The 22,425-nt window shown below is 69.0% G+C and carries 19 protein-coding genes and 3 pseudogenes; 12 read left to right on the forward strand and 10 right to left on the reverse strand.

Features of this window, described 5'->3' with window-relative positions; translation table 11 throughout:
- Positions 1-75: 75 nt before the first annotated feature.
- From A6302_RS00005 to acnA, 4 genes are all read right to left on the reverse strand, one after another.
- The gene (locus A6302_RS00005; RefSeq protein WP_069305319.1) at positions 76-396 is read right to left on the reverse strand and encodes a hypothetical protein; all 321 of its coding nucleotides are present in this window, start codon (positions 394-396) and stop codon (positions 76-78) included.
- A gap of 76 nt (positions 397-472) precedes the next feature.
- Positions 473-1,312 (reverse strand): diaminopimelate epimerase, encoded by an 840-nt coding sequence (gene dapF, locus A6302_RS00010; protein WP_425349090.1) that lies wholly within the window; start codon positions 1,310-1,312, stop codon positions 473-475.
- A 95-nt stretch (positions 1,313-1,407) separates the two neighbouring features.
- Positions 1,408-1,905 (reverse strand): L,D-transpeptidase family protein, encoded by a 498-nt coding sequence (locus A6302_RS00015; protein WP_169833455.1) that lies wholly within the window; start codon positions 1,903-1,905, stop codon positions 1,408-1,410.
- A 427-nt stretch (positions 1,906-2,332) separates the two neighbouring features.
- On the reverse strand, positions 2,333-5,032 hold the full coding sequence (gene acnA, locus A6302_RS00020; RefSeq protein ID WP_069305321.1) for an aconitate hydratase AcnA: 2,700 nt from the start codon (positions 5,030-5,032) through the stop codon (positions 2,333-2,335).
- A gap of 411 nt (positions 5,033-5,443) precedes the next feature.
- Here acnA and ccmA point away from each other — a divergent pair, with 411 nt between their 5' ends.
- From ccmA to A6302_RS00050, 6 genes are all read left to right on the forward strand, one after another.
- A complete protein-coding gene (gene ccmA, locus A6302_RS00025) occupies positions 5,444-6,163 on the forward strand; it encodes a heme ABC exporter ATP-binding protein CcmA (protein ID WP_245293827.1) in 720 nt (239 codons plus the stop codon).
- On the forward strand, positions 6,160-6,828 hold the full coding sequence (gene ccmB, locus A6302_RS00030; RefSeq protein ID WP_069305323.1) for a heme exporter protein CcmB: 669 nt from the start codon (positions 6,160-6,162) through the stop codon (positions 6,826-6,828). The genes ccmA and ccmB overlap by 4 nt, the downstream gene beginning before the upstream one ends.
- Before the next feature lie 87 nt (positions 6,829-6,915).
- Entirely contained in the window at positions 6,916-7,653 is a 738-nt protein-coding gene (locus A6302_RS00035) for a heme ABC transporter permease (protein WP_069305324.1), read from the forward strand.
- Positions 7,650-7,880 carry a heme exporter protein CcmD gene (gene ccmD / locus A6302_RS00040; protein WP_069305325.1) on the forward strand — a complete coding sequence of 77 codons (231 nt, stop codon included), beginning with the start codon at positions 7,650-7,652 and terminating at the stop codon, positions 7,878-7,880. The genes A6302_RS00035 and ccmD overlap by 4 nt, the downstream gene beginning before the upstream one ends.
- Positions 7,877-8,572: a DsbE family thiol:disulfide interchange protein gene (locus A6302_RS00045; RefSeq protein ID WP_083255361.1), complete on the forward strand. Its 696-nt coding sequence runs from the start codon at positions 7,877-7,879 to the stop codon at positions 8,570-8,572. The genes ccmD and A6302_RS00045 overlap by 4 nt, the downstream gene beginning before the upstream one ends.
- A complete protein-coding gene (locus A6302_RS00050; protein ID WP_069305326.1) occupies positions 8,569-9,111 on the forward strand; it encodes an NUDIX hydrolase in 543 nt (180 codons plus the stop codon). Before A6302_RS00045 ends, A6302_RS00050 begins: the two co-directional genes overlap by 4 nt.
- Before the next feature lie 34 nt (positions 9,112-9,145).
- Here the strand turns inward: A6302_RS00050 and A6302_RS00055 are convergent, their stop codons facing one another.
- The 3 genes from A6302_RS00055 to pdxY form a co-directional block, all read right to left on the reverse strand.
- The gene (locus A6302_RS00055; RefSeq protein WP_069305327.1) at positions 9,146-9,799 is read right to left on the reverse strand and encodes a carbonic anhydrase; all 654 of its coding nucleotides are present in this window, start codon (positions 9,797-9,799) and stop codon (positions 9,146-9,148) included.
- 160 nt (positions 9,800-9,959) lie between these two features.
- Positions 9,960-10,682, reverse strand: coding sequence for a DUF429 domain-containing protein (locus A6302_RS00060; protein WP_069305328.1), 723 nt, complete (start codon positions 10,680-10,682; stop codon positions 9,960-9,962).
- A 30-nt stretch (positions 10,683-10,712) separates the two neighbouring features.
- Positions 10,713-11,603: a pyridoxal kinase PdxY gene (pdxY, locus tag A6302_RS00065; protein ID WP_069305329.1), complete on the reverse strand. Its 891-nt coding sequence runs from the start codon at positions 11,601-11,603 to the stop codon at positions 10,713-10,715.
- Between the two features lie 412 nt (positions 11,604-12,015).
- Between pdxY and A6302_RS00070 the strand changes: the two are divergent.
- The 6 genes and pseudogenes from A6302_RS00070 to A6302_RS00095 all read left to right on the forward strand — a co-directional run bounded on the left by A6302_RS00070 (position 12,016) and on the right by A6302_RS00095 (position 19,814).
- Positions 12,016-14,218: pseudogene (locus A6302_RS00070) on the forward strand (primosomal protein N').
- Between the two features lie 465 nt (positions 14,219-14,683).
- Positions 14,684-15,244, forward strand: a complete 561-nt coding sequence (locus tag A6302_RS00075; protein ID WP_069305330.1) for a F0F1 ATP synthase subunit delta — start codon at positions 14,684-14,686, stop codon at positions 15,242-15,244.
- A pseudogene (gene atpA / locus A6302_RS00080) lies at positions 15,244-16,772 on the forward strand (F0F1 ATP synthase subunit alpha). Before A6302_RS00075 ends, atpA begins: the two are co-directional and overlap by 1 nt.
- A 122-nt stretch (positions 16,773-16,894) precedes the next feature.
- Positions 16,895-17,767: a F0F1 ATP synthase subunit gamma gene (locus tag A6302_RS00085; RefSeq protein ID WP_069305331.1), complete on the forward strand. Its 873-nt coding sequence runs from the start codon at positions 16,895-16,897 to the stop codon at positions 17,765-17,767.
- A 102-nt stretch (positions 17,768-17,869) separates the two neighbouring features.
- A pseudogene (gene atpD, locus A6302_RS00090) lies at positions 17,870-19,302 on the forward strand (F0F1 ATP synthase subunit beta).
- Positions 19,303-19,406: 104 nt separating this feature from the next.
- Entirely contained in the window at positions 19,407-19,814 is a 408-nt protein-coding gene (locus tag A6302_RS00095; protein WP_069305332.1) for a F0F1 ATP synthase subunit epsilon, read from the forward strand.
- A gap of 158 nt (positions 19,815-19,972) precedes the next feature.
- On the opposite strand, the gene A6302_RS00100 is transcribed toward A6302_RS00095, so the two are convergent.
- Genes A6302_RS00100 through A6302_RS00110 form a run of 3 tightly spaced genes read right to left on the reverse strand, consistent with a single transcriptional unit; the run spans position 19,973 to position 22,420 of the window.
- Complete coding sequence (locus A6302_RS00100) at positions 19,973-21,250, reverse strand: DUF2254 domain-containing protein (RefSeq protein WP_069305333.1); 1,278 nt, start codon at positions 21,248-21,250, stop codon at positions 19,973-19,975.
- 58 nt (positions 21,251-21,308) lie between these two features.
- Complete coding sequence (locus A6302_RS00105; protein ID WP_083255363.1) at positions 21,309-21,884, reverse strand: RNA pyrophosphohydrolase; 576 nt, start codon at positions 21,882-21,884, stop codon at positions 21,309-21,311.
- Positions 21,881-22,420: an RNA pyrophosphohydrolase gene (locus A6302_RS00110; protein WP_069305406.1), complete on the reverse strand. Its 540-nt coding sequence runs from the start codon at positions 22,418-22,420 to the stop codon at positions 21,881-21,883. Before A6302_RS00110 ends, A6302_RS00105 begins: the two co-directional genes overlap by 4 nt.
- Between the last annotated feature and the right edge of the window lie 5 nt (positions 22,421-22,425).

A 22,425-nucleotide genomic window follows, 5' to 3' on the forward strand; every position in this document is an offset into this window, starting at 1 on the left:
AGGGGAGAGGGGACTTGCGCCGCGTCCCGACGATCGGCTGGAGATGACTTTCGGCCCACGCACTTTCAGACGCCCCTAGCGCTGTAAAATCCGCGTGGCAAACCACGTCCACACTGCCTGGCGCCAGGCTGCCAACCGTCCGGGTCTTTCTTGAACCATCGCGGCAAGTCGCACTACCAACTGGTCATCCCCTTCGATGGAAAGACCCATGTAGGTTCGGTTTTCGATCGTCAGAACGCTGTCAGCGACACGCACCTGCCACGTCGAGATTTCCTGAGATCCGCCCATTCCCCACTGGTGGTCCAGCACTTCACCTCCAAGGCTGCGCAGAGCCTTGCCAACGCGCTTGAGAAGCACCTCATCGAACTCCTCGCCCAGAACGATCCGTGTGGTCATCCGGCAAATCCGCGTCAAAGGCGAGAAGGACGTGACTCATGCATGCTGGAGAGACGCAGGAAGATTTGAGGCAGCCTCACGCCGCCGCGACGCCCGCAAAGATCGCCGCCGGCAGCTCGCCGACATGCTCCAGTTCCGCCGGACCGGTCATGACGATCCGGTCGTCGTCGCGCCAGTCGATCACGAGGTCGCCGCCCGGCAGCGAGATGCGGACGTGGCGTCCGGTGCGCCTGGTGCGGGCCGCCGCGACGGCGACGGCGCAGGCCGCCGAGCCGCAGGCCTGCGTCAGCCCGGCGCCGCGCTCCCAGACCTTGACCCGCACGTGGTCCGGCGAGAGAACCTCTGCCAGCGAGATGTTGGCGCGCTCGGGAAAGATCGGGTGGTTTTCCAGCATCGGCCCGAAGCGGCCGAGATCGTGGGCGGTAACGTCGTCGACCCAGAAGATCGCGTGCGGATTGCCGACATTGACGACCGAGGGCGAGTGCAGCACCGGCCGGTCGATCGGCCCGATCTGCAACTCGATGTAGCGGGTGTCCTGGAAGGGCTCGGCGAGCGGAATGTCGGCCCAGCCGAACTTCGGCTTGCCCATGTCGACGGAGATCATCCCGTCGCCGGCATCCTTGACGGTGAGCAATCCGGCATCGGACTGCAGCAGCAGCGAGGACTTCGCCTCCGCCGCCATCAGCAGCAGGCCGACGCAGCGCGTGCCGTTGCCGCAGGCGGCCGAGAGCGAGCCGTCGATGTTGAAGATCTTCATCGTCGCGTCGAGGCCGGCGGCGCGCGGCGGATAGAGCACCATCAGCTGGTCGAAATGCGCGCCCGGCGTCGCGCCGATGGCACGCGCCGCCTCGGGCGTGACGGTGACGCCGCCGGCGCGCAGATCCAGCACGACGATCTCGTTGCCGATGCCGTTCATCTTGGCGTAGGGGACGGTGGTCACCTGCAGGCTCCCGATCTTCCAGCGTAAGTCATCCGATATAATCCCGGCGGCGCCCGAAAAGAAGCCTGTCGTCAGGGCAGGATCTCGATCGGGGTGCCATCGCGCACCAGATTCCAGATCTCGTCCATCTCGGCATTGGTCACCGCGATGCAGCCGTCGGTCCAGTCGAAGCTCTGGAGCAGGCCGCCGGCCCAGCCGAAGCCGTTGCGCTGGCCGTGGATCATGATCATGCCGCCGGGATCTTCACCGCGCGATCGCGCCGCGGCGACGTCCCGGGCGTCCGGATAGGAGACGTGGATCGAGCGATGGTAGGCGCTCTCCGCGTTGCGCCAGTCGAGGATGTAGCGGCCTTCCGGCGTCCGGCCGTCCCCCTCGCGGCGCTTGTGGCCGATCGGATCGCCGCCGAGCACGACGGGGTAGGATCTGACGACGTCGGTGCCGCGCAGAAGCTCCAGCCGCCGCTCCGCCTTCAGCACGCGGACGGCGTCGACCACCTCGCCGGCAAAGCCCAGCCCGGCCGCAAGCAGCAGGATCAGAAGCAGGCCGGACAGGCGCGCGAGGGGCATCATGGAAGAGCGATCACCGGAAATCCGACTTTCTCCGTGGTGGTGCGCCGGCAGATCGTCACTGTGACGGGATCATTTCAAAACGCAAGAAGGGCCGCCCGTCGTCGGGCAGCCCTTCCATTGCCGACCGCAGTGATGCGGGGAAATCGCTCAGACGGCACGCTCGCGAGAGGCGAACGTGTCAACCGCGATGACCAGCACCTGCGGATACGAACAATGAGACACTGGATCACCTCCTTTCGATACGTTGACGACACCGAAAGCCTAGCGCTGATTCGGCGTGTCGCGAAGCCCTCTTTTTCGTCATTTGCTGCCTGTCACATGTGCAGCGCATGGATCGCGGAAACACTGGCCTGAGGCCCGGCCCAAACGACAACGGCCGCAGGCAATGCCCGCGGCCGTCGTGATGTCGAAGGACGATCGGCGTCGATCAGGCCGCGAGCTGGCGCAGCACGTAGTGCAGGATGCCGCCGTTCTTGTAGTAGTCGAGCTCGTCCAGCGTATCGATGCGGCAGAGAAGCGGCACCGACTTCACCGTGCCGTCGGCATAGGTGATCTCGGCTTCCATCATCTGGCGCGGCTTCACCTCGGTGATGCCCTTGATGGTGACGCTCTCGGCGCCGGTCATGCCGAGGCTGGCCCAGGAGGTGCCGTCGAGGAAGGTCAGCGGCAGGATGCCCATGCCGACGAGGTTGGAGCGGTGGATGCGCTCGTAGGACTGCGCGATCACCGCCTTGACGCCCAGCAGCTTGGTGCCCTTGGCCGCCCAGTCGCGCGAGGAGCCGTTGCCGTATTCGACGCCGGCGAACACCACCAGCGGCACGCCCTCGTCGGCGTAGCGCATGGCGGCGTCGTAGATGAACATCCTGTCGCCCGAAGGCTGGTGCAGGGTCCAGCCGCCCTCGACCTGGTTGCCGGCCTCGTCCTTCACCATCAGGTTCTTGATGCGGATGTTGGCGAAGGTGCCGCGCATCATGATCTCGTGGTTGCCGCGGCGGGTGCCATACTGGTTGAAGTCGGCGGGGCGGACCTGATGCTCGGTCAGATACTGGCCGGCGGGGCTCGCCGCCTTGATGCTGCCGGCCGGCGAGATGTGGTCGGTGGTGATCTTGTCGCCGAACAGGCCGAGGATGCGTGCGCCGACGATGTCGGTCACGGGCTTGGGCTCCATCGTGATGCCGTCGAAATAGGGCGGGTTCTGCACGTAGGTGGAGCCCGGGTCCCACTCGTAGGTCTGGCCGGTGCTGGTCTCGACCGCCTGCCAGTTCTCGTCGCCCTTGAACACGTCGGCATATTTGGAGCGGTACATCTCGCCGGTGATGTAGGTGGAGACGAAATCGGCCACCTCGTGGTTCGAGGGCCAGATGTCCTTCAGATAGACCGGGTTGCCGTCGCTGCCGATGCCGAGCGGATCGGTCGAGAGATCCTTCTGCACGCTGCCGGCCAGCGCATAGGCGACCACCAGCGGCGGCGAGGCGAGGTAGTTCGCCTGCACGTCCGGCGAGACGCGGCCCTCGAAGTTGCGGTTGCCCGAGAGCACGGCGGCGGCGACGATGCCGTTGTCGTTGATCGACTTGGAGATCGCTTCGGGCAGCGGGCCGGAGTTGCCGATGCAGGTGGTGCAGCCGAAGCCGACGAGGTTGAAGCCGAGCGCGTCGAGATCCTTCTGCAGATCGGCGCGAGCGAGATATTCGGCAACCACTTGGCTGCCGGGCGCCAGCGAGGTCTTCACCCACGGCTTGGTGGTGAGGCCCTTGGCCAGGGCGTTGCGGGCGAGCAGGCCGGCCGCGATCAGCACCGACGGATTGGAGGTGTTGGTGCAGGAGGTGATCGCCGCGATCACCACGTCGCCGTGGCCGATGTCGAAGTTCTTGCCTTCCACCGGATAGCGGGCGGCGATGTCGGCCGCCTTCTTGTATTCGGTCTCCATGGCGGCGGTGAAGCCGGCCTTGGCGTCGGTCAGCGACACCCGGCCCTCGGGGCGCTTGGGGCCGGCGAGCGACGGCACGACGGTGGAGAGGTCGAGGTCGAGGGTGTCGGTGAACACCGGATCGGCGGACTCGGAGGTGCGGAACATCTCCTGCGCCTTCGAATAGGCCTCGACGAGGGCGATCCGGTCGTCGGCGCGGCCGGAGAAGCCAAGATAGCGGATCGTCTCGGCGTCCACGGGGAAGAAGCCGCAGGTGGCGCCGTATTCCGGGCCCATGTTGGCGATGGTGGCGCGGTCGGCGAGCGAGAGATTCTCGAGGCCGGGGCCGAAGAACTCGACGAACTTGCCGACGACGCCCTTCTTGCGCAGCATCTGGGTGACGGTGAGCACCAGATCGGTGGCGGTGACGCCCTCGTTGAGCCGGCCGTCGAGACGGAAGCCGATCACTTCGGGGATCAGCATCGACACCGGCTGGCCGAGCATGGCCGCCTCGGCCTCGATGCCGCCGACGCCCCAGCCGAGCACGGCCAGACCGTTGACCATGGTCGTGTGGCTGTCGGTGCCGACGCAGGTGTCGGGATAGGCGACGGTCTCGCCGTCCTCGTCCTTGGTCCAGACGGTCTGGGCGAGGTATTCGAGGTTGACCTGATGGCAGATGCCCGTGCCCGGCGGCACGACGCGGAAGTTGTCGAAGGCGTTCTGGCCCCACTTCAGGAAGTTGTAGCGCTCGCCGTTCTGCTCGTATTCGCGGGCGACATTCTGCGACAGGGCCGAGGCGGAGCCGAAGAAGTCGACCACCACCGAGTGATCGATCACGAGATCGACCGGCACCAGCGGGTTGATCTTCTCCAGATCGCCGCCCAGCGTCGCCATGCCGTCGCGCATGGCGGCGAGATCGACCACCGCCGGCACGCCGGTGAAGTCCTGCATCAGCACGCGGGCCGGGCGATAGGCGATTTCCTCGTCGACCTTGCCCTTGTTGTCGATCCAGGCGGCGACGGCGCGGATGTGGTCGGCGGTGACCGTGCGGCCGTCCTCGAAGCGCAGCAGGTTCTCGAGCAGCACCTTCAGCGAGAAGGGAAGCGCCGAAATCCCGGCAAGGCCGTTGGCCTCGGCGTCGGGAAGGCTGAAGTAGGTGTAGGTCTTGTCCCCTACCTTCAGCTCTTTGCGGCACTTGAAGCTGTCGAGCGACTTTGTCACGGCTGGGTTTTCCCTGATGTGGCGGCGGCGGAGGACGGAACCGGCCGCGTGATCCGCTTGGCGGGGCCCGCCGGGCGGGCGCGGATCTCAAGGAGCGGTCCTGGCGTCGGCAGCCGGTGGATCGTTCCTTGGCTTATAGGAAATTTTGCAGTGCAGTGCCAGACGGCGCGGGCTTTGAAACGGGCTCGGGACGTCATTTTTCGCGCCCGAGGAAAAAATCTCTCGCCGGATCGTCATGTCAAAGGTGTCTCCTGCCTCGCGCCTGCGACGGGTGCGCGGCCCGCGGCGACCCGCGTGCGCCTCGACCGGTGCCGGGCGATTTGCTAAGCAGGCGCCTCGAAACGGGAGCGGACCGATCGTGGCGGCAGGGCGGACGACGACAGCCGGGGGCAGGGCGGCATGACGGCATCCGTGTCCGCGGCGGATCCCGCGCGCGCCAACGGCCTGGTGGTCGAGGATCTCACCGTCGTGCGCGGCGGGCGGCGGGTGCTGGAGGCGGTGGCCTTCGCGCTGGCGCCCCGGGGCGAAGCCGGCGCCGCGCTGGTCGTCACCGGGCCGAACGGGGTCGGCAAGTCGACGCTGCTGCGCGCGGTCGCGGGCCTTGCGGCCGTGGACAGCGGGCGGATCCGCCTCGGCTTTGCCGACGGCGTGGCCGAGGGTGCGGAGGCGGCCGCCGCCTGCCACTATCTCGGCCATCGCGACGCGATCAAGTCGGCGCTCACCGTCGCCGAGAATCTTGCCTTCTGGCGCGACTTCCTTGCCCCGCCCGCCGCCGGCCGCAACCGTGGCCTCGGCGACCTCTCCATCGACGCCGCGCTCGACGCCGCCGGCCTGCTCGACCTTGCCGACCTGCCGGCTGGCCTGCTGTCGGCCGGCCAGCGCCGGCGCCTGTCGATCGCCCGGCTGCTGGTTGTGCGCCGGCCGGTGTGGCTGATGGACGAGCCGACCTCGGCGCTCGACCGCGCCTCGGAGGCCCGCCTTACCGGCCTGATGCGCCGCCATGTGGACGGCGGCGGCCTGATCCTCGCCGCCACCCACCTGCCGATCGACGTGCCGGACGCCGCCGAACTGCGGCTCGCGCCGGCGCCGCCGCCGGACGCGGACGACTTCTCCGACGGGATGCCGGCATGAGCGCGCTCACGGCCCTGTTCCTGCGCGACATGCGCCTTGCCGTGCGCATCGGCGGCGGGGCGATGATGGGGGTGCTGTTCTTCCTGATCGTCGTCACCGTGTTTCCCTTCGCGGTCGGGCCGGATCTGAACCTCCTGTCGCGGATCGGGCCGGCGGTGCTGTGGCTCGGCGCGCTGCTGGCCAGCCTGCTCGGCCTCGACCGTCTGTTCGAGGCCGACCGCGACGACGGGGCGCTCGACCTGCTCGTCATGTCCGGCCGGCCGCTCGAACTGGTGGTCGTGGTGAAATGCCTCGCCCACTGGACGGCGACGGGCCTGCCGCTGGTGCTGGCGACGCCCTTCTTCGCCCTGTTCCTCGCGCTGGAGCCGAAGGCGATCCTCGCCACCATGGCGACGCTGGCGGTGGGCACCCCGGCGCTGACGCTGCTGGGCGCGATCGGCGCGGGACTGACGGTGAGTCTGCGGCGCGGCGGGCTGCTGCTCGCCATCCTCGTCCTGCCCTTCACCATCCCGGTGCTGATCTTCGGCGTCTCGGCCGCGGGTGCTGCCGCGGTGGAGGGCGCGTCGTTCCTGACGCCCTTCCTGCTGCTTTCGGCGATGTCGCTCGCCTGCCTCGCGCTTGCCCCCTTTGCCGCCGCCGCGGCGCTGCGCGCCGGACTGGACTGAAGGCTCACGACTCTCTGATCGCCGCCCTTCGCCGCACGGCGCGACAGCCGATTGCAGCGGAACGCCCGTGCGCGTAAAAGCGGGGGCATGCTCAAGTCCGTCACCGACCTTGCCAATCCGACCCGTTTCCTGGCCTTCACCGCGAAGGCCCTGCCGGTCCTTGTCGGCCTGACGCTGGCCCTGTTCGCGGTCGGCCTCTACGGCGCCCTCGTGCTCGCCCCGCCGGACTACCAGCAGGGCGAGACGGTCAAGATCATGTTCATCCACGTGCCGGCGGCGTGGCTGTCGATGTTCACCTACGGGCTGATGACGGTCTCGGCGCTCGGGACCCTCGTCTGGCGCCATCCGCTCGCCGATGTGGCGGCGCGGGCGGCCGCGCCGATCGGCGCCGCCTTCACCTTCCTCGCCCTCGTCACCGGCTCGCTGTGGGGCAAGCCGATGTGGGGCACCTGGTGGATCTGGGACGCCCGGCTCACCTCGGTGCTGATCCTGTTCATCATGTATCTCGGCCTGCTGGCGCTGTGGCGCACCGTGGAGGAGCCGACCCGCGCGGCCAAGCTTGCGGCGATCCTGATCCTCGTCGGCTCGGTCAACCTGCCGATCATCAAGTTCTCGGTCGACTGGTGGAACACGCTGCACCAGCCGGCGAGCGTGTTCCGCATGGACGGGCCGACCATCGACGGCTCGATGCTGTGGCCGCTGCTGGTGATGGCGCTCGCCTTCACCGCCCTGATGCTGACGCTGCATCTGATGGCGATGCGCAACGAGATCCTGCGCCGCCGCGTGCGCAGCCTCGGCCTTGCCGCCGCGGGAGGCGTCGCATGACCGAGAGCCTCGGGCCGCATGCCGGCTTCATTCTCGCCTCCTACGGGATCACCGTCGCGGTGATCGCCGGCCTGATCGTCTGGGTGATCGCCGACCACCGCGCCCAGAAGCGCCGGCTTGCCGACCTTGAGGCACGCGGCCTGCGCCGCCGCTCGGCCGCGCGCGCCGCCGTGGCGCCGGCCGCGTCCGCCGCGCAGACAGCCGCTGACCGAGAGGCCACCTCATGAGCGGATCCGAGCCCCCGAAGACCAGCGAGACCGCCGGGCCTGCGGAAACCGGGACCACCGGGCCCGCCCGCCGGCGCGGACCGGGCGTCGTCGTGTTCCTGCCGCTGGTGCTGTTCCTCGCCCTGTCGGCGGTGTTCCTGCACCAGCTGTTCTCGGGCGATCCGTCGGAAATCCCGTCGGCGCTGATCGGGCGCAAGGTGCCGGCCTTCGACCTGCCGCCCGTCGAGGGACTGACGCGCAACGGCGCGCCGGTGCCGGGGCTCTCCACCGGCGATCTCGTCGCCGCGCCGGAGGGCAAGGTCACGCTGGTCAACGTCTGGGGCTCGTGGTGCGTGCCTTGCCGCGACGAGCATCCGCTGCTGATGGAGCTTGCCAAGCGGGACGACATCCGCCTCGTCGGCATCGACTACAAGGACGAGCCGGGCAACGCGGTCGATTTCCTCGCCGGGCTCGGCAATCCGTTTGCCGCCGTCGGCTCCGACCGGACCGGGCGCACCGGCATCGACTTCGGCGTCTACGGCGTGCCGGAGACCTTCGTGGTCGATGCGGCCGGCAACATCCGCTTCAAGTTCATCGGGCCGCTGTCGCCGGAGGGCATCACCGGCCGGCTCGATCCGGAGATCGAGAAGGCGAAGGTGCCGCTGGCGGTTCCGGCCGCTGGCCCCGGCACCGCGCCGGCCGCGGGCTCATGAGCCGGTCGGACGGCGATCCTTCTCCGGCGGTGCCCGACTTCGAGCGCCGCGTGCCGCCGGGCGACAGCGTGGTGCGCGACGTCTGCGCCCGCTGCGGCTTCGTGGCCTATGAAAATCCCAAGATCGTGGTCGGCTCGGTGGTACGGGTCGGGGAGAAGGTGCTGCTCTGCCGCCGGGCGATCGAGCCTTCGCACGGGCTGTGGACCCTGCCGGCCGGCTTCATGGAACTGGGCGAGACGCCGGAGGGCGGCGCCCGGCGCGAGGCGCGCGAGGAGGCGCTGGCCGAGATCGAGATCCGCGACCTGCTCGCGGTCTACACCATCCCGCGCATCAGCCAGGTCCAGCTGATCTACCGCGCCGGCCTTTCCGGCGGATTTGCGCCCGGCGAGGAAAGCCTCGAGGTGGCGCTGTTTGCACCGGACGAGATCCCGTGGGCGGAACTCGCCTTTGCCTCGGTGCACTGGGCGCTGACCCAGGAAGCCCGCTGGCACGCCGGCGAGGCAACCGGTCCCTTCGTCAATCCGCCCGAAGGTCTGTGACCTTCGGGGTTCCGACGCCGGGACCGGCGGCCGGTCAGCCGGTGTAGGGGCCGAAGACGTCGGTTTCCGGGTCGAGCACGTGCAGTTCCCCGAGACCGACGTCGAACCACGCCCCGTGCAGCTTCATGTTGCCGCGCGAGGTGCGGGTCTGGACGCAGGGGAAGGTCATCAGGTTCTTCAGCGAGCGGCGCACCACGTCGTGCTCCAGCTGCGTCTGCTTGTCGGCCTCGGCGATCGCCTCGTCGGAGCGGACCCGGTCGGCCTCGTCCTTCACCAGCGACATCCAGCGGCCGATGAAGTCGGTCGTGGTCAGCGGATCGGGATTGGTGAGGGCGGCATGCACGCCGCCGCAGCGGCCATGGCCCATCACCACCACATGCTTGACCCGCAGTGCGACGATGGCGAATTCCAGCGCCGCCGAGGTGCCGTGGTGCACGCGGTCGGGCTGATAGGGCGGGATCAGGTTGGCGACGTTGCGCACGACGAAGATCTCGCCGGGGCCGGCGTCGAAGATGACCTCCGGCGAGACGCGGCTGTCGCAGCAGCCGATGATCATCACCTCGGGTTGCTGGCCGCTCTCGGCAAGGCAGCGGAACCGGCTCTGTTCCGTGGGAAATCGCGTGTCGCGAAAGGCCTTGTAGCCGGAGAGCAGGCGGTCGGGAAAGGCGGAAGGCAGGGCTTCGCTCATTTCGGGATCTCTCGGTGCGCGGCTGGTAATGCGGGCGGCCGCGGCCGCCGCGGGGAGGTGTAGGGATTTTCACGGACAGCGGCAAGATGGCGGTCCTGCGCCGTCGCGTCGCTGCGCCGGACCCCTCACGATGCGAGACCGTCGCCGGAACCGCTGCGGGTCAAGCCCAGATCGCGATGCGAATCCCGTGCCGGTCGGTGACCACCTCCGGCGGAAAGGGCTGGGCCTCGCCGCGCAGGATGCGCAGACCGATCAGCGCGGAGACGCAGGCGTCGATGAGGTCGTCGCGAGCGGCGCCCTTCGGCGGGCGCGAGTCCAGCAGCGTGCGCGGCAGGCCGTGGGCCTCCAGCAGCACCCGGCGCTCGTCGAGGCCGGCGAGGTTCGACGCGCTCTTGACCTTCTTGGGCAGCGTCATTGCTTTGCCGCCGGCCAGCCGCCAGAAGCCGACCTCCGGATGGACCTCGAAGACGCGGCTGCGCAGGCCCACGTCCGCGACCAGCAGGGCGTCGATCTCGCGGATCTTCGGGAACAGTTGGAACCCCTGCCGCGACACCTTGCGCGGCGGATCGGAGGTGGCGAGCGCGGCGGCGCAGGCCTCGCCATAGTCGGTGGCAGCCACGGCCTCGCGCGACGGCACGGAGAAGACCGAGGATTGCCGCGCGCCGAGCAGCGGCCGCACCGCCGCCTCCGCGCCGCGTCCGCCCGGGCCGGCGCGGTCGGGCAGGCCGATCGGCATGTCGACGGCAATCAGCGCCGGCTGGAGCGCGAGAATGTCGGTAAAGCGGGGCAGCACCATCGCTTCGGGGGCAAGAACGCCGTCCGGATCGACCAGAACGACGCACCATCCGCCCGGGCAGCCGTCGACGCCGGCCACGCGATTCATGATGCCTCTCCGCTCATCGTGCTCTGCCTTTCATGATGACCGCGCGGCTCGGCCGACGGCGAGGCGCCGTACATCGACCAGCGCCATCGGCCGCACGAGGCTGGCCTGATGCGCGCCGAGCCGCAACTCGTCCGCGCCCTCCCGCGCCGAGCGGGCCAGCACCTCGAAGGTGGCGGCCACGGCGCCGGCCAGCGCCGTCTCGTCCGAGGCGCCGGCCAGCAGCCGATCGAGCAGCAGATTGGCGAAGAGATCGCCGGTGCCGTGGATGCGGGTGTCGACCAGCGGGTTCTCGGCGATGATCGCCGCCGTCTCCGTCACCAGCAGCGTGCCGATCTTGCCGCGCATCATCCCGGGAACCGAGGTGACGGCGACCCGGGCCGGGCCGAGGGCGCGGGCGGCGAGTGCCGCAGATGTGGCATCGTTCACCGCCGTGCCCGTCAGCCAGGCAAGTTCGGTGAGGTTGGGCGTCGCGATGTCGGCCAGCGGCAGCAGCGTGTCGCGCACGGCGCGCGCGGTCGCTTCGGGCACATAGAGCCCGCCGTGGTCGCCGATCACCGGATCGCAGAGGTAGAGTGCGGCCGGATTGGCGGCCTTGACCGCGCGCACGAGCCCGGCGACCGCCTCCGCCTGTCCGGCCTCGCCGAGATAGCCGGAGACGACGGCGGCGATGCGCGGCAGCCATGGGGCGGCGGCAAGGTCGGCGGCCATGGCCGCGAAGGCGTCGGCGGGGGGCAGGATGCGGGTGGAGCGGCCGTGGCCGGGATGGTAGGCCAGCGTCACGGTCGGCAGGAACCAGACCGGCCGCCCGAGCCGCTCGAACGCGAAGCCGGCGCGGCCGCCCACCGCCCCGCGCACCACATGGGAGGAGATCACCAGGATCTCTCCGGCTTCGGCGGCGGCTGGGGTGCCTTGCTCGGTCATGCTGCGGCCATCTCCGGTGGCGAGGGTTTGCCTTCTCCTAGCGCAATCGCTGAAATGGGTCATGCCGATTCGGCCGGACGGGTCCGGTGACGGGAAGGGAGGGTGAGATGTCCGCATGCGTTGTCCCCTCCGTTCGGCGGGGGGATTTCGGCAAGGGTCTGCCGGGTGGACGGGCTGCGGCCCCCTCATCCGGCCCTTCCGGCCACCTTCTCCCCGGGGGGGAGAAGGGTAACCCGGAGCCTGGTCCCTGCTCGGGAAACATGCACCGGCATTCGGAATCGGCCACGCAGTGCCCTTCTCCCCATCGGGGAGAAGGTGGCCCGAAGGGCCGGATGAGGGGGCGCGGCCTTTCCAAATACGCCGACATCACCCGAAAGCACCCGGGCACCACCCCCCGCCCGGTCTCCCCCCCATGGACCTGATCGACGCCATGGGCGGTGCGCCGGCGGTGGCGGAGGTGCTGACGCCGGTTGCCCTCGACCAGACCTACACCTATGCGATCCCGCCGGGGATGACCCTGCGGCCGGGCTCGATCGTCACCGTGCCGCTCGGGCCGCGCAAGGTGATCGGCGCGGTGTGGTCGATCGGCGGCGACAGTGCCGTCTCGCACAACCGGCTGCGGCCGATCGACCGGGTCCATGACGTCGCCCCGCTCGCCGACGCCCTGCGCGACCTTGTCGACCGGGTCGCCCGCTATACGCTGACCCCGCGCGGCATGGTGCTGCGGATGGTGCTACGCGTGCCCGAGGCGCTGGAGCCGGAGCCGCCGGTGCCGGGCGTGCGGCGGGCCGGCGAGGCGCCGCAGCGGCTGACCGACGCGCGGCGGCGGGTGCTTGCGCTGCTGGAGGACGGCCTTGCCTGGACCCGCAGCGGGCTGGCGGCGAGCGCCGGGGTCAGTGCCGGCGTCGTCGACGGGCTGATCGCCGCCGGCACGCTGGAACTCGTCGACCTGCCGTCCGGCCGTCTGCCGCATGCGCCCGACCCGGACTTCAACCCGCGTGAGCTGACCAGGGATCAGGCGCGGGCGGCGGCCGAACTGCGCCGGACCCTGGAGGGCGGCTTTTCGGTGACGCTGCTCGACGGCGTCACCGGCGCCGGCAAGACCGACGTCTACATGGAGCGATCGCCGAGACGGTACGGCGCGGGCGCCAGGCGCTGGTGCTGGTGCCGGAGATCGCGCTGACCCGGGACTTCTGGAAAAATTCTCGGTGCGCTTCGGCGCCAACCCCGGCGAGTGGCATTCGGACGTGCCGCCCCGCCAACGCAGCCGGCTCTGGCGCGGGGTGACCGAGGGTGAGCCGAAGGTGGTGGTTGGCGCGCGCTCCGCGCTGTTCCTGCCCTTCCGCGACCTCGGCCTCGTCATCGTCGACGAGGAACACGACACCGCCTACAAGCAGGAGGAGCGCGGCAGCTACAACGCCCGCGACATGGCGGTGATGCGCGCGCGGCTGGAAAATGTGCCGGCGATCCTCGCCTCGGCGACGCCCTCGCTGGAGACGCGCGCCAATGTCGAGCGCGGCCGCTACCGCCACATCGTCCTGCCGCTGCGCGCCACCGGCGCCTCGCTGCCCGATCTGGCGCTGATCGACATGCGCAGGGCCGGGCCGGACAAGGGCAAGTTTCTTGCGCCCGGCCTCATCAACGCCGTGCGGGCGACCATCGACCAGGGCGACCAGGCGCTGCTGTTCCTCAACCGGCGCGGCTATGCGCCGCTCACCCTCTGCCGCTCCTGCGGCCATCGCTTCCAGTGCCGCAACTGTTCGACCTGGCTAGTGGACCACCGCTTCCGCGGCACGCTCGCCTGCCACCACTGCGGCTTCACCATGCCCCGCCCGGACAGCTGCCCGTCCTGCGGCACGGTGGATTCGCTGGTTGCCTGCGGGCCGGGGGTGGAGCGGATCGTCGAGGAGGTGGAGGCGCAGTTTCCCGGCAAGCGCACGGTGGTGCTCTCCTCCGACATTCTCGGCGGCGTGCAGCGGCTGCGCGCGGAACTGGCCGGAATCGCGCGCGGCGACTGCGACATCGTCATCGGCACCCAGCTGGTCGCCAAGGGCCACACCTTTCCGCGCCTGACGCTGGTCGGCGTCGTCGATGCCGACCTCGGCCTTGCCCACGGCGACCCGCGCGCCGCCGAGCGCACCTTCCAGCTGCTGGTACAGGTGACGGGCCGGGCCGGGCGGATGGGCGGCGAGAATGCCCGGCCCGGCCGCGGCATCCTCCAGACCTACGCGCCGGAGCATCCGGTGATGGCGGCGCTGGTCTCGCGCGATCCGGAGCGGTTCTATGCGACCGAGATGGAGGAGCGCCGCGCCGCGCGGATGCCCCCCTTCGGCCGCCTTGCCGGCCTCGTCATCTCGGCGGAGGACCGCCACGCGGCCGAGGACCACGCCCGGGCGCTGGTCCGGGCCGCGCCGTCCGATCCGGATGTCGAGGTGCTGGGGCCGGCCGACGCGCCGCTGGCGCTGGTGCGCGGCCGGCACCGCCTGCGACTTCTTGCCCACTCCGGCCGCGACACCGACCTTTCGGCCTATTGCCGGGCGTGGATCGAGGCGGCGCCCAAGCCCCGGGGCAACGTGCAGGTGGCGGTCGACATCGACCCGCAGAGTTTCCTGTGACGCCACCTGTCCGGGCCGCATGACCCGATCGCCGCCGTGGCGGAAACAATGCTGTGCCGGAATCGCAGGCCCGCGCATTCGTCCTGCTTCACGGGACGAGCCAATTGATGGCGGGGCTGCGGGGAACGTGCGAGAGAAACCGGACAAAGCCGAGGAAATTCCGCAAGCTCCGCGAATCGAGCGGAGCGCGCGCCGAGTCGAACCGGTGGCGACCCTGGCGGCGTGCCAGTCGGTTTCTGCCCTTTTTCTCGTCAGGCCCGCGACACTGCGCCGAAAGCTCAGGAAATCGGCGCCGGATGGCTCCTGCCGCGATGTTGCGTGGCCGTAATCCTTGTGCTAGACGAAGCCCAATTCATGGCCGAGGCGGCTTTCCTCCTTCGTCCGTGGCCTGGAAATTTCAATGATTTCAGATTTTTGCCGGTCCCGGCAATGGTCTGGTCACCGGATTGGAGAGGCATTTCGCCCGTGAGCGAGCAAGCAGACGCCGTATCAGGTGTAGCCATCCGCTACGCGACCGCCCTGTTCGAGCTCGCCGTGGAAACGGACGCGACCGACCAGGTCTCCGCCGACATCGCGCGCTTCGAGGCCATGCTGGCCGACAGCGACGATCTCGGCCGCCTCGTCCGGTCGCCCGTGTTCACCGCGGACGATCAGGTGCGCGCGATCAGCGCCATTCTCGATCGCGCCGGCATCGGCGGGATCACCGCCAGCTTCATTCAGGTCGCCGCGCGCAACCGGCGCCTGTTCGCCGTGCCGTCGATCTTCCGTTCGTACCGCTCGCTGCTCGCCGCCCATCGCGGCGAGACGACCGCCGAAGTCGCCTCGGCGACGCCGCTCACCGACGCCCAGCTCGCCGATCTTCGCGAGACGCTGTCGAAGATGGCCGGCAAGTCGGTGATCATCGACGCGAGCGTCGATCCCTCGCTCATCGGCGGCCTCGTCGTCCGGCTTGGCAGCCGGATGATCGACAGCTCGCTGAAAACCAAGCTCAATGCGCTCAAGATAGCCCTGAAAGAGGTCGGCTGATGGATATTCGGGCCGCGGAAATTTCCGCCATCCTCAAGGAGCAGATCAAGAACTTCGGCCAGGAGGCCGAGGTTACCGAGGTCGGCCAGGTTCTCTCCGTCGGTGACGGCATTGCCCGCGTCTACGGTCTCGACAACGTCCAGGCGGGCGAGATGGTCGAGTTCCCCGGCGGCATCCGGGGCATGGCGCTGAATCTCGAGACCGACAACGTCGGCGTCGTGATCTTCGGCTCCGACCGCGACATCAAGGAAGGCGACACCGTCAAGCGCACCGGCTCGATCGTGGACGTGCCGGTCGGCCGCGGCCTGCTCGGCCGCGTCGTCGACGCGCTCGGCAACCCGATCGACGGCAAGGGTCCGATCGTCTACGAGACCCGCGCCCGCGTCGACGTGAAGGCCCCCGGCATCATCCCGCGCAAGTCGGTGCACGAGCCGATGGCGACCGGCATCAAGGCGATCGACGCCATGATCCCGATCGGCCGCGGCCAGCGCGAGCTGGTGATCGGTGACCGCCAGACCGGCAAGACCACGATCATCCTCGACACCTTCCTCAACCAGAAGCCGCTCAACCTCGGCGATGACGAAAGCCAGAAGCTCTACTGCATCTACGTCGCCGTGGGTCAGAAGCGCTCGACCGTCGCCCAGTTCGTCCGGGCACTCGAGGAAGCCGGCGCCCTGCAGTACTCGATCGTCGTGGCCGCCACGGCCTCCGATCCGGCGCCGATGCAGTTCATCGCGCCCTTCGCCGGCTGCGCCATGGGCGAATACTTCCGCGACAACGGCATGCATGCCGTGATCGCCTATGACGACCTGTCCAAGCAGGCCGTCGCCTACCGTCAGATGTCGCTGCTGCTGCGCCGCCCGCCGGGCCGCGAAGCCTACCCGGGCGACGTGTTCTACCTGCACTCCCGTCTGCTGGAGCGCGCGGCCAAGCTGAACGAGGACAACGGCCTCGGTTCGCTCACCGCCCTTCCGGTCATCGAGACCCAGGCGAACGACGTGTCGGCCTACATCCCGACCAACGTGATCTCGATCACCGACGGCCAGATCTTCCTCGAGACCAACCTGTTCTACCAGGCGTCCGCCCGGCGGTGAACGTCGGCCTCTCGGTCTCGCGCGTCGGTTCGGCCGCGCAGATCAAGGCGATGAAGCAGGTGGCCGGCACGATCAAGGGCGAGCTCGCCCAGTATCGCGAGATGGCCGCCTTCGCCCAGTTCGGCTCCGACCTCGACGCCGCGACGCAGAAGCTGCTCAACCGCGGCGCCCGCCTCGTGGAACTGCTGAAGCAGCCGCAGTTCTCGCCGCTGAAGACGCAGGAACAGGTCGCGGTGATCTATGCCGGCGTGAACGGCTACCTCGACGCGATCCCGGTCAACAAGGTCCGGGCCTTCGAAGAGGGCCTGCTCCGCTTCCTGCGCGACAAGCATGCCGACATCCTCGACGGCATCTGGGCCCAGAAGTCGCTGACCGACGATCTCAAGGCACGGCTCAAGTCGGCGGTCGACGCCTTCGCGAAGTCCTTCGCCTGATCGTGAAATCCTGACGGGCGGTGGGCTTTTGCCGCACCGCCCGGTTCGTGTGATCGTTTTGGCATCGGCGCCCCGGGCCGGACGAAGATCCGGTTTGGTGCGGCGAGGGAAGAGGAGCCGGGATGGCGAGCCTCAAGGATCTGAAGAACCGTATCGCCTCGGTGAAGGCGACGCAGAAGATCACCAAGGCGATGCAGATGGTCGCCGCGGCGAAGCTGCGCCGCGCCCAGGAGGCCGCCGAGGCCGCGCGCCCCTACGCGCTGCGGATGACGGCGGTTCTGGAAAATCTCGCCGTCGGCGTGGCCGGCCGCGACGGAGCTCCGCAGCTCCTCGTCGGCACGGGCCGCGACCACGTGCACCTGCTCGTGGTCTGCACGGCCGAGCGCGGTCTCTGCGGCGGCTTCAACGCCCAGATCGCGCGTCTGGCCCGCGAGCATATCCGCAAGCTGCTGGCGGCCGGCAAGACGGTGAAGATCGTCACCGTCGGCAAGAAGGGCGCCGATTCGCTGCGCCGCGACTACGGCCACCTGATCGTCGACCGCATCGAACTGCGCGGCGTGAAGTCGGTCGGCTTCGACCACGCCTCCTCGGTGCAGTCGAAGGTCATGCAGCTCTATGCTGCCGGCGAGTTCGACGTCTGCACCCTGTTCTACTCGCGCTTCCAGTCGGTGATCTCGCAGATCCCGACGGCCGCCCGGCTGATCCCGGCCGAGCTTCCGGTGCGCGAGGCGTCGTCGGCGGCGCTCTACGAATACGAGCCCGGCGAGCCGGAAATCCTCGAGGACCTGCTGCCGCGGGCGATCGCGATGCAGATCTTCACGGCTCTGCTCGAGAACGCCGCGTCCGAGCAGGGCGCCCGGATGAGCGCGATGGACAATGCCACGCGCAACGCCGGCGATATGATCAAGAAGCTGTCGCTGGAGTACAACCGTACCCGCCAGGCGATGATCACCAAGGAACTGATCGAGATCATCTCGGGCGCCGAGGCGCTCTGATCCCGCAAGGCTCTGACTACGAACGCTCAAAATGGCGGGCGGCGTACCGACGGAACAGTCCGGGTGCGACCCCTGAAAACGGAAAGTGACGAGGGCAAACGGATGGCGAATGTCGGACGCATCACCCAGGTCATCGGCGCCGTCGTCGACGTGAAGTTCGACGATCATCTGCCGGCGATCCTGAACGCACTGGAAACCACCAACAACGGCAACCGCCTCGTTCTCGAGGTGGCCCAGCATCTCGGCGAGAACCTGGTGCGCACCATCGCCATGGACATCTCCGAGGGCCTCGTGCGCGGCCAGGAAGTCACCGACACCGGCGCGCCGATCCGCGTTCCGGTCGGTGAGGCCTGCCTCGGCCGCATCCTTAACGTCATCGGCGAGCCGGTCGACGAATGCGGCCCGGTGGTCGGCGAGGACATGCGCGCCATCCACCAGGAAGCCCCGTCCTACGTCGACCAGTCGACCGAGGCGCAGATCCTCGTGACCGGCATCAAGGTCGTCGACCTGCTGGCGCCCTACGCCCGCGGCGGCAAGATCGGCCTGTTCGGCGGCGCCGGCGTCGGCAAGACCGTGCTGATCCAGGAACTGATCAACAACATCGCCAAGGTGCACGGCGGCTACTCGGTGTTCGCCGGCGTCGGCGAGCGCACCCGCGAGGGCAACGACCTCTATCACGAGATGATCGAGTCGGGCGTGAACAAGGACCCGCACGAGAATGGCGGTTCGTCCGCCGGTTCCAAGTGCGCCCTCGTCTACGGCCAGATGAACGAGCCGCCGGGCGCCCGCGCCCGCGTCGCGCTCTCGGGCCTGACGATTGCCGAGCATTTCCGTGACAAGGGTCAGGACGTGCTGTTCTTCGTCGACAACATCTTCCGCTTCACCCAGGCGGGTTCGGAAATGTCGGCGCTTCTCGGCCGCATTCCCTCGGCGGTGGGCTATCAGCCGACGCTCGCCACCGACATGGGCGCGCTGCAGGAGCGCATCACGTCGACCACCAAGGGTTCGATCACCTCGATCCAGGCGATCTACGTTCCCGCGGACGACCTGACCGACCCGGCGCCGGCCACCTCCTTCGCCCACCTCGACGCGACCACGACGCTCAACCGCTCGATCGCCGAGAAGGGCATCTACCCGGCGGTGGATCCGCTCGACTCGACCTCGCGCATGCTCGACCCGCGCATCGTCGGCGACGAGCACTACGCGGTCGCCCGCCAGGTGCAGGAGATCCTGCAGAAGTACAAGTCGCTGCAGGACATCATCGCCATTCTCGGCATGGACGAGCTGTCGGAAGAGGACAAGCTCACCGTCGGCCGCGCCCGCAAGATCGAGCGCTTCCTGTCGCAGCCCTTCGACGTCGCCGAAGTGTTCACCGGTTCGCCGGGCGTGCAGGTCAAGCTCGAAGACACCATCAAGGGCTTCAAGGGCCTTTGCGCCGGTGACTACGACCACCTGCCGGAGTCGGCCTTCTACATGGTCGGCACATCGAGCAGGCGATGGAAAAGGCCGAGAAGCTCGCCGCCAAGGCGGCCTGATCTTCGGCTGTATATGACATGGCGGGCCGCCCCGGCGGCCTGCCTTCGGTTGAAGGTGCCGGCCCCGCCGGCGTTTCCATGACAGAGTAAAGCTGGAGCCGCTGATGGCCGGACCTTTCAAATTCGAGCTGGTGAGCCCCGAGCGCCTGCTGCTCTCCGAGCAGGTGGTCCAGGTCGACCTGCCGGGCACCGACGGCGACTTCGGCATCCTCGAGGGCCATTCGCCGTTCATCTCGACGCTGCGGCCGGGTGTTGCCACGATCACCATGCCGGGCGGCGCCGTGCAGAAGATCTTCGTGCGCGGCGGCCTTGCCGAGGTGTCGGCCACGGGCCTGACCGTGCTCGCCGAGAAGGCGATGCCGCTGTCGGACCTCAAGGCCGACGAGATCGCCGCCGAGATCCGCAATGCCGAGGAAGACGTGACTGACGCGGCGAGCGAAAGCGCCCGCCAGGCCGCCGCCCTCCGCCTCGCGCAGATGAAGGACCTCGCCGGCGCGCTCAAGGCCGCCTGAGCGATCTTCTCTGACGCGGACTGGCTGTCCGTCCCTCAGCGACATCCCTGGATTTCTTCAAACCCGGCCCCTGCGGCCGGGTTTTTCGTTTGCCGGGCAAGGTGGCAGCGCCGGTTGCCCGGCCGATCACCCGCGCAGGCACGCTGCCGAGCAGGACTTCAGGATGCGCGGACCGGAACTGTGTCCACTCCGCAACCGCGCGCCACGTCGGTGATGAGAGTGGCATCCTCCGGGCGGTCCATAGCCGCCAGACTGCGTTCCAGCGCCGATTGCGCGTGACGGCGGGCGAGCTCGGCGTGGCGGCCATCGCCGGCGAGCGCGAGGATGCCGAGGATCTTCTGCAGCCGGATCGCCACCTCCAGAAGACCCGCGCCGTCCCGGGCCACGGGGCGGATCAGATCGTCGAACATGTCGGCGGTCCCGAGCCGTCGCGCGAAGATCGCGGGATGCACGACCTCGCAGGTCTCGTGGCACTCTTCCGCGTCGATCCAGCGCCCCAGAACGCGGGCGCCGGCGTTGAGCGCCGCGATCGCGGTGCCCGGATCGTTGATTCCGGGCGACAGCGCCCGCGAGGCGATCTCGGCGATGGTGATCAGGCCGAAGCGCGGGTCGTTCTCGAAGGTGCGGCGATCGCCGAGCGACAGCGCATCGATCAGAGCCGCCTGGGCGCCCGCGTCCAGCGGCTTGCGGCTGGCCGCGACCGCAAGACGCTTGTGCAGATAGGCGCCCGGCACGATGTCGAGACGAATCTCTGTACCGGCCGCTGTCGCCACCGCCTGGAGCGCGCCCATGTCGGCATGCTGGAGATAGCCGTCCCGGCCCGAGAGGATCGGAAAGCCGGCGTCGGGACCCCAGTCCTGATGCGGCCGCGCCCCGAGGAAAGGATGTTCGATCCAGCGGCCGAAGGCGTCATCGGCCGCATCCTCCACCCGCTTCGTCGTCTCGTCGACGCGCACGAGCGTGGAGAGATGGTCCATCCAGCGCAGGAAGGTGACGACGATCCAGATCATCATCGCCAGCGACACGCAGAACAGCGAGATGCTGCCCTCGTCGCCGAAGAAGCCGAGATGCATCGTCACGAGGCCCATCACCGCATAGATGAACGAGCCGAGGAAGATCGAGATGGCGTTCTGGGCCGTCCGGTCCTCGGTGACGAGGGGCGTCGCCCGGGGCGTGACGTTGCTGGTCGCCGCGGAAAATCCGCTCACCATGGTCGAGAGCGAGAAGGTGGTCACGGGCAGCATGCTGGTCGCAAGCAGTTGCAGCAGCGCCTCGGTCGCGGCGCGGTCGACGTGCAGCGACAGGAGATCGGCGAGATACGGGTCGAGGATGTAGGCGACGACGACGGTCACCAGCGACAGGCCGGCAAACAGCGCGGCCCGAAGCCACAGCCGCCGCAGGATGGTGCCGACAAGGAACGAGAAGCGGCTGACCATCGGCGGACTGTCTCCTGATCTGGCGGACGTGAAAAGCCGCCGCCCGGCATCCGGTCGATCACGCCGGCCTGGCGAAGTCCGAAAACGCCCCGGCGACGCGGGCATAGGTCGCGCGCCGGTGCAGCGGTCCGATCCGCGGCAGATCGGCGAGCGGACGCCAGCGCCATTCGAGGAATTCCGCCGGCTCGTGGGTGTGCTCGGCGGTGATGGTGATCTCGTCGTCCGCGCCGGTGAAGCGGAAGGCGGCCCAGCGCTGGGTCTGGCCGCGGAAGGGATGAAGCTTGTGCACGCGTGAACCGCGCACCGGAAATTCGTAGCTCCACCAGTCGGCCGTCAGGCCGAGAAGGTCGGCGGAGACGACGCCGGTTTCCTCGTGCAGTTCGCGCCGCGCGGCGGTCTCGATGTCCTCGCCGGGGTCGATGCCGCCCTGCGGCAGCCCCCAGTCGGCGCCGTCCGAAAAGATCTCCGGGTCCGGCCAGCCGAACGGATTGGGGAAGGCCCGTCCGGCGAAGACGAGGCCGTCGCGGTTGAACAGGCAGATGCCCACATTCGGACGGTAGGGGAGAGCCGGGTCCAGCGGCTCGCGCTCCCCGGGGGCGGGCGGCACGGTGGCCGCCGGCAGGCGCGCGCTCATGCAGGCACGGCGAGATGGCGGAAGGCGGTGACGACCTGATCGTAGACCGGCCGCTTGAACGGCACGATCAGGTGCGGCAGCTGTTCCATGTCCTCCCAGCGCCAGGCGCGGAATTCCGGCTTGTGGGCGCCGCCGCCGGGCTTGTGGATGTCGATCTCCCGCTCCTTGCCGGTGAAGCGGAAGGCGAACCACTTCTGGGTCTGGCCGCGATAGCGACCGCGCCAGGGTTTTCCGGTCTCGATCGGCAGGTCGTAGGAATACCAGCCCGGCGCTTCGGCAAGGAGTTCGACATTGCGGATGCTGGTCTCTTCCCAGAGTTCGCGCAGCGCCGCCGCCAGCGGGGTTTCGCCGTCGTCGATGCCGCCCTGCGGCATCTGCCAGGTGAAGGTTCCGGGCCGCGGCCGGCCGTCGGACGACTTCGCCAGCAGCTTCTGCGCGCCCTCGGTGCGGCGCTGGCCGATCCAGGCCTTTCCGGCCGGATTGAGCAGCATGATCCCGACGCAGGGACGGTAGGGCAGGTCTGAGATCGAGGTCATCGGCA

It is taken from the genome of Methylobrevis pamukkalensis (assembly GCF_001720135.1).
Taxonomy (GTDB): domain Bacteria; phylum Pseudomonadota; class Alphaproteobacteria; order Rhizobiales; family Pleomorphomonadaceae; genus Methylobrevis; species Methylobrevis pamukkalensis.

What these genes read in the sequence shown, in the direction of transcription:
- A6302_RS00005 (WP_069305319.1), bottom strand. Translation starts at nt 396, where the DNA reads ATGACCACACGGATCGTTCTGGGCGAGGAGTTCGATGAGGTGCTTCTC.
- dapF (WP_425349090.1), bottom strand. Translation starts at nt 1,312, where the DNA reads ATGAACGGCATCGGCAACGAGATCGTCGTGCTGGATCTGCGCGCCGGC.
- A6302_RS00015 (WP_169833455.1), bottom strand. Translation starts at nt 1,905, where the DNA reads ATGATGCCCCTCGCGCGCCTGTCCGGCCTGCTTCTGATCCTGCTGCTT.
- ccmB (WP_069305323.1), top strand. Translation starts at nt 6,160, where the DNA reads ATGAGCGCGCTCACGGCCCTGTTCCTGCGCGACATGCGCCTTGCCGTG.
- A6302_RS00035 (WP_069305324.1), top strand. Translation starts at nt 6,916, where the DNA reads ATGCTCAAGTCCGTCACCGACCTTGCCAATCCGACCCGTTTCCTGGCC.
- ccmD (WP_069305325.1), top strand. Translation starts at nt 7,650, where the DNA reads ATGACCGAGAGCCTCGGGCCGCATGCCGGCTTCATTCTCGCCTCCTAC.
- A6302_RS00045 (WP_083255361.1), top strand. Translation starts at nt 7,877, where the DNA reads ATGAGCGGATCCGAGCCCCCGAAGACCAGCGAGACCGCCGGGCCTGCG.
- A6302_RS00050 (WP_069305326.1), top strand. Translation starts at nt 8,569, where the DNA reads ATGAGCCGGTCGGACGGCGATCCTTCTCCGGCGGTGCCCGACTTCGAG.
- A6302_RS00055 (WP_069305327.1), bottom strand. Translation starts at nt 9,799, where the DNA reads ATGAGCGAAGCCCTGCCTTCCGCCTTTCCCGACCGCCTGCTCTCCGGC.
- A6302_RS00060 (WP_069305328.1), bottom strand. Translation starts at nt 10,682, where the DNA reads ATGAATCGCGTGGCCGGCGTCGACGGCTGCCCGGGCGGATGGTGCGTC.
- pdxY (WP_069305329.1), bottom strand. Translation starts at nt 11,603, where the DNA reads ATGACCGAGCAAGGCACCCCAGCCGCCGCCGAAGCCGGAGAGATCCTG.
- A6302_RS00085 (WP_069305331.1), top strand. Translation starts at nt 16,895, where the DNA reads ATGGCGAGCCTCAAGGATCTGAAGAACCGTATCGCCTCGGTGAAGGCG.
- A6302_RS00095 (WP_069305332.1), top strand. Translation starts at nt 19,407, where the DNA reads ATGGCCGGACCTTTCAAATTCGAGCTGGTGAGCCCCGAGCGCCTGCTG.
- A6302_RS00100 (WP_069305333.1), bottom strand. Translation starts at nt 21,250, where the DNA reads ATGGTCAGCCGCTTCTCGTTCCTTGTCGGCACCATCCTGCGGCGGCTG.
- A6302_RS00105 (WP_083255363.1), bottom strand. Translation starts at nt 21,884, where the DNA reads ATGAGCGCGCGCCTGCCGGCGGCCACCGTGCCGCCCGCCCCCGGGGAG.
- A6302_RS00110 (WP_069305406.1), bottom strand. Translation starts at nt 22,420, where the DNA reads ATGACCTCGATCTCAGACCTGCCCTACCGTCCCTGCGTCGGGATCATG.